Below are 1,017 nucleotides of genomic sequence, written 5' to 3' on the forward strand. Positions count from 1 at the left end.
GTGATGAAGACATCTATCTCTATACAACCGATGTAACGGTCACCTGCCCGGTAGCAAATTTCTCTGCTTCACCCCAGTCAGGGGATGTCGGAACGCCAGTAAATTTCACCGATCTCACGACCCCTGCTGCGGACCACTGGCGCTGGGACTTTGGCGATGGCAGTAATTCCACTGACCAGAATCCAGTACACGTTTATTCCTCCACCGGAACGTATCAGGTCAGTCTTACCGTTAACACGCCGTACTGCCGGAACCAGACTCCGGTAGATCCGACCCGTATTATACCGGTCGGAAGTGCCCCCGTTGCCGGGTTTACGGCAAACGCAACCTCGGGCATGATTCCGCTCACGGTTCAGTTCACCAATACCTCAATCGGTTGGCAGAAAGACTGGATGTGGGATTTTGGTGACGGCGGGACTTCAACCCTGCCGAACCCGGTCCACACCTTCACCCGGAAAGGGGCTTTCGATATAACTCTTACAACAGGAAACGATATCGGCAGCAACACTACCCGGAAACTGTCCTATATCCATGCCCTTGAGGGGGCATCTCAGCAGATATTTTTCACCCTGGATGGCATATCGGTCAGGTCTGCAGACGGGGTACAGAATCTCTCGTTTGATACATCCAAAACAGGGGATTTTGCATTCGATCCTGCGGCTCCCTCGCTCCTTACCTGTCATCCCCCGGCGGGGTCCAACCTCCAGCAGATCTCCCTGTATTCAATGAATGGCGATGGATTTGTTCAGGAAGGCATCTTTATCAATGGAACGATAACCCGGAGTATCTTCTTAAGCAGCCCGGTAGCGACCACCAACTTCACGGAAGAGATCGGAAACCCGGTAACCGTAAATTACACCCTTGACTACCCGGGATACCCGGATTCCGGCTCTCTCGCTTTCGACATCTACGATGATACCGGACCGGATTATTCCGATCTCCGGACTGTTGCGCAGAAAGGCGGATTTACCTCAATATACGGTGTCCCGTATGTGATGCGTTTTGTCAGGACCGGTA

1 protein-coding gene is annotated in these 1,017 nt (G+C 52.8%); it reads left to right on the forward strand.

Annotated features, from left to right (window positions below; all coding sequences use genetic code 11):
• A partial coding sequence (locus CW742_RS15245; RefSeq protein WP_292421884.1) for a PKD domain-containing protein occupies positions 1-1,017 on the forward strand: 1,017 nt, incomplete at both ends.

It is taken from the genome of Methanoregula sp., assembly GCF_002835825.1.
Taxonomy (GTDB): Archaea; Halobacteriota; Methanomicrobia; order Methanomicrobiales; family Methanospirillaceae; genus Methanoregula.